The sequence below is a fragment of the Piscibacillus halophilus genome (assembly GCF_900110685.1).
GTDB classification, from domain to species: Bacteria; Bacillota; Bacilli; order Bacillales; family Alkalibacillaceae; genus Piscibacillus; species Piscibacillus halophilus.
Map to the genome: position 1 here is coordinate 1 of NZ_FOES01000066.1, position 7,349 is coordinate 7,349.

General features: G+C 37.4%; 7 protein-coding genes, 1 rRNA gene and 1 other annotated feature. Of the genes, 3 read left to right on the forward strand and 5 right to left on the reverse strand.

All coding sequences use genetic code 11. From position 1 onward, the window contains the following. The 3 genes from BMY57_RS15440 to leuS form a co-directional block, all read right to left on the reverse strand. Nucleotides 1-227 (reverse strand): 16S ribosomal RNA (locus BMY57_RS15440); the annotation flags it as partial. A 400-nt stretch (nucleotides 228-627) separates the two neighbouring features. Beyond that, the gene (locus BMY57_RS15445) at nucleotides 628-936 is read right to left on the reverse strand and encodes a rhodanese-like domain-containing protein (RefSeq protein WP_091776239.1); all 309 of its coding nucleotides are present in this window, start codon (nucleotides 934-936) and stop codon (nucleotides 628-630) included. Between the two features lie 139 nt (nucleotides 937-1,075). Continuing rightward, nucleotides 1,076-3,490 (reverse strand): leucine--tRNA ligase, encoded by a 2,415-nt coding sequence (gene leuS / locus BMY57_RS15450; RefSeq protein WP_091776241.1) that lies wholly within the window; start codon nucleotides 3,488-3,490, stop codon nucleotides 1,076-1,078. A 67-nt stretch (nucleotides 3,491-3,557) separates the two neighbouring features. Beyond that, nucleotides 3,558-3,773, reverse strand: a binding site (T-box leader). A gap of 122 nt (nucleotides 3,774-3,895) precedes the next feature. Between leuS and mnmM the strand changes: the two genes are divergently transcribed. Further along, nucleotides 3,896-4,459 (forward strand): tRNA 5-(aminomethyl)-2-thiouridylate-methyltransferase MnmM, encoded by a 564-nt coding sequence (gene mnmM / locus BMY57_RS15455; RefSeq protein WP_177176407.1) that lies wholly within the window; start codon nucleotides 3,896-3,898, stop codon nucleotides 4,457-4,459. A gap of 25 nt (nucleotides 4,460-4,484) precedes the next feature. Here mnmM and BMY57_RS15460 read toward each other — a convergent pair whose 3' ends face one another. After that, nucleotides 4,485-5,561, reverse strand: coding sequence for a tetraprenyl-beta-curcumene synthase family protein (locus tag BMY57_RS15460; RefSeq protein ID WP_091776247.1), 1,077 nt, complete (start codon nucleotides 5,559-5,561; stop codon nucleotides 4,485-4,487). 23 nt (nucleotides 5,562-5,584) lie between these two features. Continuing rightward, entirely contained in the window at nucleotides 5,585-6,364 is a 780-nt protein-coding gene (locus tag BMY57_RS15465; RefSeq protein WP_091776249.1) for an alpha/beta hydrolase, read from the reverse strand. A gap of 304 nt (nucleotides 6,365-6,668) precedes the next feature. Here BMY57_RS15465 and BMY57_RS15470 point away from each other — a divergent pair, with 304 nt between their 5' ends. After that, nucleotides 6,669-6,827: an aspartyl-phosphate phosphatase Spo0E family protein gene (locus BMY57_RS15470; protein ID WP_091776252.1), complete on the forward strand. Its 159-nt coding sequence runs from the start codon at nucleotides 6,669-6,671 to the stop codon at nucleotides 6,825-6,827. A gap of 298 nt (nucleotides 6,828-7,125) precedes the next feature. After that, a partial coding sequence (locus tag BMY57_RS15475; RefSeq protein ID WP_143063859.1) for a transposase occupies nucleotides 7,126-7,349 on the forward strand: 224 nt, incomplete at its 3' end.

Consider the following 7,349-nt stretch of genomic DNA (forward strand, 5'->3'; position numbering starts at 1 on the left):
CATCTTTCAACCTCGGATCATGCGATCCGATGAGTTATCCGGTATTAGCCCCGGTTTCCCGGAGTTATCCCAGTCTTACAGGCAGGTTGCCCACGTGTTACTCACCCGTCCGCCGCTCGTTCCACAAACGTCCTCCCGAAGGATTCAGTTTGCTTCCCGCGCTCGACTTGCATGTATTAGGCACGCCGCCAGCGTTCGTCCTGAGCCAGGATCAAACTCTCCATAAAAGTAGTTTGATTGGCTAATGTCGTTCATTTCCTTCCGCCAATCCAGAAAGAAATAAGAAATTGACTACAGGCTATTTTGTTTAGTTTTCAAGGTTCAAATGTCTGTCGCCTCAAAAATGCGACTTTAATAATTTAACACGGAAGCAAAAGTAATGTCGACAACTTTTTTGTAAAAGTTTAATTAAGTTTGTCTTCCATATCTGTCAGTAACAATAAATATATCATATTTTGATGATAGAAGTCAATATATTTGTTAACTGATTTTGTTTGCCGCTTCAAAAGCGACAAGTAATATAATAATATGCATGCAATCATAAGTCAATGGTTAATTCGATATTTTTTTATTTAATTATATTACTTGCCGTTATAGCGGTCATTAAAAGTAATATTCGCTTAATAATTAAGCAATCACTTCACCTGTCCATTCAAGCATTCCGCCTTTTAGGTTATGAACCTTGTAACCTTGTTCTTGTAGATAAAGTGATGCATTATAGCTGCGACGTCCTGATCGACAAACCATTACATACTCTTTATCTTTGTTTAGTTCATCTATTCTTTCTGGAATTGTGTTTAATGCAATATGTGTAGCTCCTGGAATCATACCATTTGCTACTTCATCATCTTCTCGTACGTCAACGATTTCATATTTTCCTGAGTTAAGTTCTTGTTCTAATTCTTCTGGGGTAATTTCATTAATTTCGTCACTCATAACTTATTCCCTCGCTTTCTTCAATTATATTCCCATCTTATATAAGTATTTAAACATCTGTCAATTCAGAAAAACTAAAACAAAACGCCCCCAAACGATTTCGTTTGAGGACGTTAATATAGTTTATTTAAATATATTATTAATTAGCTACAATGTTGACTAATTTTCCTGGAACAACGATAACTTTTCTAATGGTTTTTCCTTCAACCCATTCTTGAACACGTTCATCATTTAGAGCTAATTCTTCAAGTTCTTCTTTCGATGCTTCTTTCGGTACTTGTGCACGGCCTCGTACTTTACCCATAACTTGTAGAACGATTTCTACTTGATCTTCTACGAGTTTAGATTCATCATATGTTGGCCATGCTTCATAAGCTATTGTGCCATCATGACCAAGAAGTGACCAAATCTCTTCTGCAATATGCGGTGCAACTGGTGAGAGTAATTTAATGAAACCTTCAGCATAATCACGAGGTACAACATCATTCTTATAACACTCATTAACGAACACCATCATTTGAGAGATTCCGGTATTAAAGTGTAGTTGCTCAAAGTCTTCGGTTACTTTCTTAACTGTTTCATGGTAAACCTTCTCAAGATTTTGATTGGATTCGTCTTTAATTCGTGGCGATAATTTATGATCATCATCTACATATAGTCTCCAAACACGGTCTAGAAAACGTCGCGCTCCATCCAAACCATTAGTACTCCAAGCAACAGAGGCATCTAATGGTCCCATAAACATTTCATATAGACGTAGCGTATCAGCACCATGTGAGTCAATGATATCATCTGGGTTTACAACATTCCCTTTTGATTTACTCATTTTTTCATTACCTTCACCAAGAATCATGCCTTGGTTAAAGAGTTTTTGGAATGGTTCTTTTGTCGGTACAACGCCTAAGTCATAAAGGACTTTGTGCCAAAAGCGAGCATAGAGTAAATGAAGAACCGCATGCTCTGCTCCACCGATGTAAAGGTCGACTGGGAGCCACTTTTTCAATTTTTCTGGATCGGCTAGCATGTCATCATTGTCTGGATCGATATATCGTAAATAGTACCAACAGCTTCCTGCCCATTGAGGCATCGTGTTTGTTTCAAGTCGACCTTTTTTACCTGTTTTCGGATCGGTATATTCTAGCCACTCTGGAATATTCGCAAGGGGTGATTCACCTGTTCCAGATGGTTTAATTTGATCAGTCTCAGGTAGTTCTAATGGCAATTCGCTTTCATCAAGTGGGGACATCGTGCCATCTTCCCAATGAACAATTGGAATGGGTTCACCCCAGTAACGTTGACGACTAAATAACCAGTCACGTAGACGATAAGTGGTTTGACGAACGCCGTGACCATTTTCTTCAAACCAGTCAATTGCTTTTTCAATTGCTTCATCTTTGTTAAGGCCGTTTAAGAAGTCAGAGTTTACATGTGGCCCATCTTCTGTATAAGCTTCTTTATCAATGTCTCCACCCGATACAACTTCTACAATTGGAAGCTCAAACTTCTTCGCGAATTCATAGTCACGCTCATCATGTGCAGGTACAGCCATAATGGCTCCAGTACCATAAGACATAAGGACGTAATCAGCTATCCAAATTGGCATTTTTTCTCCATTAGCTGGGTTAACTGCGTATGCTCCCGTGAATACACCCGTTTTATCTTTTGCTAAATCAGTACGTTCAAGTTCACTTTTCGTCTGTACTTCATTGATATAATTTTCAACTGAAGGGCGCTGCTCATCCGTTGTAATGACATTGACTAATGGATGTTCAGGTGATAATACCGCATACGTTGCCCCAAAGATGGTATCAGGGCGAGTCGTAAAGGCTTTAAATGTATGTTCAGTATCAGCTATTTGGAATGTAATCTCAGCACCTTCTGACTTACCAATCCAGTTGCGCTGCATATCTTTTAGGCTTTCTGGCCAATCCAATTCTTCTAAATCTTCTAGTAGGCGGTCTGCATACTCTGTAATTTTAAGGACCCATTGACGCATCGGTTTACGAACAACTGGATGTCCTCCTCGTTCACTTTTTCCATCAATCACTTCTTCGTTCGCAAGTACGGTCCCAAGTGCTGGACACCAGTTAACCGCTACTTCATCCATATATGCGAGGCCTTTTTCATACATTTTGACAAAAATCCACTGAGTCCATTTGTAATATTTCGGATCAGTCGTGTTAATCTCTCGGTCCCAATCATATGAAAAGCCAAGTGATTTAATTTGTCGTTTGAAGGTTGCGATGTTTTGGTTCGTAAATTCTGCTGGACTGTTTCCAGTATCAATCGCATATTGTTCAGCTGGTAAACCAAATGCATCCCACCCCATTGGATGCAACACTTCATAGCCTTGCATTCGCTTCATACGTGAAACGATATCGGTTGCTGTATATCCTTCAGGATGTCCTACGTGTAACCCTGCTCCTGATGGATACGGGAACATATCTAACGCATAAAATTTTGGTTTATCGGTTTCGGTATTGGATTTAAACGTTTTATGGTTTTCCCAATACGTTTGCCATTTCTGTTCAATACTCTGATGATCGTACGCCATAATAACTCCTCCTAATAAAATAGATTCCACTTTCTATATAAACTAAAAAAACTCCCACCCCAACATAAGTTGGGACGAGAGTTTACCCGTGGTACCACCCAAATTAGTACTTATCAAAGTACTCACTTGAATTCCTTAACGCGGATGAATCGGCACATCTTACTTTAGTTCGGATGTACAACTGCGAAGGCGAGTTCAAAAGTTGTAAGGATAGCTCGCACCAACCGCTACCTCTCTGAAAAGCTTACAGAGCTTTTTACTACTCCTTCATCAACGTCGTTCTTTTTTAATTTAATACATATTTTATGCAAAGGGGAAGTAATTGTCAACTATATTTTTATCAATATTATTAACCAATTAACCATGATATTATAATAAAGAATCAAACATTAAAGGAAGATGAACATGAAACAAATCATCCCATTCGCACATGATCTATTATCACAGTCGGTCACAAAAGGCTCCGTTGTGGTGGACGCTACCCTAGGTAATGGCCACGACAGCCTCTTTTTAAGTCGAATAGTCGGTGAACATGGTAACGTGTATTCATTTGATGTCCAACAAGAAGCCATCGATCAATCTTATAAGCTTTTTAATGAACAGGGGATACATAATGTGACATCCATTTTAACCGGACATGAAAACGCGAAAGACCAACTAACCAAAAGAGGCATTCACGAAATTGACGGTTGTATTTTTAACTTAGGATTTCTACCTGGTAGCGATCATTCTGTCACAACTAGTAGTTATACAACAATTGAAGCGATTAACCAAATTTTTTCTTTATTAAAGCCCGAGCGTTATATTGTCATTGTCGTTTACCCGGGACATGAAGAAGGTCGAATTGAGAAGGAAAAGCTCATCACATTTCTAAAAAGTTTTCCAGCTAAACGAGCAGACATCGCTCAATATCGCATGGTAAACCGAAGTGACAAAGCTCCATTCGTGGTTGCACTTTATAAAAAATAGGCAAGGTTTGTTTAACACTTGCCTATTATTCCCCTAATCCTTTTTTCTTCTTCCACTTTCGGTAAGCTCGTCCGTTTAAGTAAATCCATTTCGCACTAAGCCCACTATGTCGAAGCAGCTCCTTTTTATATTCCTCACCTGATTTTAATTCGTCTGCTTTAAAATCAGATAAATACAAACCAACTAATCCTGAAACAATCAATTGGTGAAAAGCTGAATCAGGTAATCCTCTCGTAGATTTCCGACTACCATTAATAAAGAACTTAAGCCGTTCAATTGTTTTATGTTCATCTCCATAATAATGACAGAAATTCAAATCTCCTTCTTCTTGATCTTCTTGTTGGTCAATGTAATAATCTAACAAAATATGTAGCCCTTGCATGTAAGGAAAATAAGCTTTCATAATTTGTCCGCTATAATTCAGTCCATTTAATCCATATGAAACAATGGAAAAAATCCCGATTGTTGAACCCGTTACAGCAGAAAATTCATTCCATAAAATAAAGTCATGTTCATTCTCTTTTTCAAACCATGTCGTTAACCTTGGCACTCGCTCATCAAGGCTAACATGCTTATGAACTTGTAAATCAATATAAAGTTGAGCTAGACGTTTGATAGAGGGATAAATTCGTTCATAGTTAGGAATCGATTGGACAACAGATTGACAGGTTTCAACGAGTGATTGTAGATAACCACCATCATCTTGATCATCTCTTAACTCGTAATAATTTTCATCATTTGAAATTGAATCATTTGAGATCGCATGTAACATGGAATCATGAAGACGCCTAAAATCATCTGGGTCCATCGATGTACTACGGTCACACAAATTATCTAAGTAATCACTAATCGTTTGATAAGCAACGATAAATTTAATAGCATCTTTCCAGCTTTCTTCAGCCAGTGTTGCGTAAATCGCCCCACCTTCACAGTGGAATGTTTTACTTCCAATGCTCGCTTTAGCCTGTACTCTTAATTCATCATTTGGTATGCGTTCAGAAAAAGCTTCCCATTTAGCTAACTGCTTTCTTACTTCGGGAAAGATATTTTTATAACATGTTAAAAGTAATGTCGGTAACGTCTTTGGGACACTTAGTGTCAACCTGAACCCTCCTACACTTTATCCTATTTTAGATGCTTCTCCATAAAAGTTATAACTTCTTCAAGTACGGTTTCACGTTCTGGTTCATTTAAAATTTCATGGTAAAGGCCGTCATATATTTTTATTGTTTTTTCATATGTGTCAATTCCATTAAACCATTCTTTAACCGCCTCAACCTCCACTAAATGATCAACTCCACCTTGGAGTAATAATGTTGGAATGTTTGGATATTCGTCCATCTCCTTAAAAGCTGCCGATATTGCTTTTTCAAACTCATGATACCATCGAACAGACACTTTCCTTATATGTAGAGGGTCCGATACATCATGAGCATTATACCCTTCATTCCTTGTTGCTATATTCGTTCTAATATTGGTACTAAACCGCAAAGATGGAGTCGCGAGATTTAATAATTTGGATGCATAATAAACTGGACGAGCTAATCCATTTTTCATGCCTAACGCTGGAGAAGATAAAATAATACCTGACACTTCTGTTTTATGTTGTTGAACCGTTCGAATAGCTGTTAATCCACCCATACTATGACCAAATAAGAAGACAGGTAAATCAAATTTTTTCGCTTCATCGATCCAAGATAATACGGTGACGATATATTCTGTAAAAGAACGTATGTGGCCTCTTTTACCTTTTGTCTTACCTTGGCCAGGTAAATCTCCAGCAACAACATGGAAACCAAAATAATTAAATCGATCAAATAACCATTCGTAACGCCCTGAATGCTCAAATGCACCGTGTATAGCTACGATAACACCTTTTGCATTTTCTGCACGTTTAATGATCATCCTCAACCCCTCCAATTCATCTAGAACCATCGCTATTATCATATTAGCACAACAAAGTCAGAATCAATAATTATATCTCGATTAAAAAACATTGAATTTATGTATCTACGAAAGTGCCTTTAATATGGCCGGAAATACTTTTAAATCACATATAAAATCGAAGTTTGCCAATCGTTCTAGTCACACTTTTACAATTGTAAACAAATTTTTCTGTATTACATCAAAATGATTGGTTTTTATCTAAAAAACTATGATAATGACAAAATGTGTCACCCCATAAAGAAGGGAGGTGTACTTCGTATATATGTCTACAAAAACCCAGGAAAATTTGACCCTAAAAATTGAATCAGTTAGACAAGAAATGCTTGAAGCTGGCATGAAATTAGGTTTAAATCACCCTAATACAATTGATTTAAGCCATAAGCTTGATCAACTGCTCAATAAATACCAAGGTTTAAAATAAGAGATAAAACACAAAACATTGTCGTTTTATAACCCTTTTAACATTACTGGGTAGTCTTAACTGTCATCAACAGAATATCAACTTGATGACTGCCTTTTGAATAATGTGGGGTGGCATACAATAAATGACTCAATATTTAAGAATGTATATACGAAGAATTACCAAGATTTGATAAAATTATTACTTTTTAAAAGATGACGTACAATAGTTTGTGTAAAACTCTTGAAGACAAAAAAAGAGGCAGGGTATCCTCAGAGTAAACAACGAAATCAACTCATGAAAGGAGATGCCCTACCTCATGTTTACAAGTATAGGACAAAACAACCTCGAAAATCAACTGGACGAATTAGTCCGCTCTTTCGTCCAAGAGAAGCTAGAAACAATTATGAAGGAAGAAATGAATCAATTTTTCGAAGAAAATCCTGAGCTAAAAAACTATAAGAACGGCAGTTACGGTCGTCAATTGGATACGAAATACGGTCGCATCCAAGACCTTCAGGTGCCACGAGATCGAGAAAACGC

Bases quoted from the DNA above. Each gene is read 5' to 3' on its own strand.
- BMY57_RS15470 (WP_091776252.1), top strand. From the start codon at position 6,669: ATGTCTACAAAAACCCAGGAAAATTTGACCCTAAAAATTGAATCAGTT.
- leuS (WP_091776241.1), bottom strand. From the start codon at position 3,490: ATGGCGTACGATCATCAGAGTATTGAACAGAAATGGCAAACGTATTGG.
- mnmM (WP_177176407.1), top strand. From the start codon at position 3,896: ATGAAACAAATCATCCCATTCGCACATGATCTATTATCACAGTCGGTC.
- BMY57_RS15465 (WP_091776249.1), bottom strand. From the start codon at position 6,364: ATGATCATTAAACGTGCAGAAAATGCAAAAGGTGTTATCGTAGCTATA.
- BMY57_RS15445 (WP_091776239.1), bottom strand. From the start codon at position 936: ATGAGTGACGAAATTAATGAAATTACCCCAGAAGAATTAGAACAAGAA.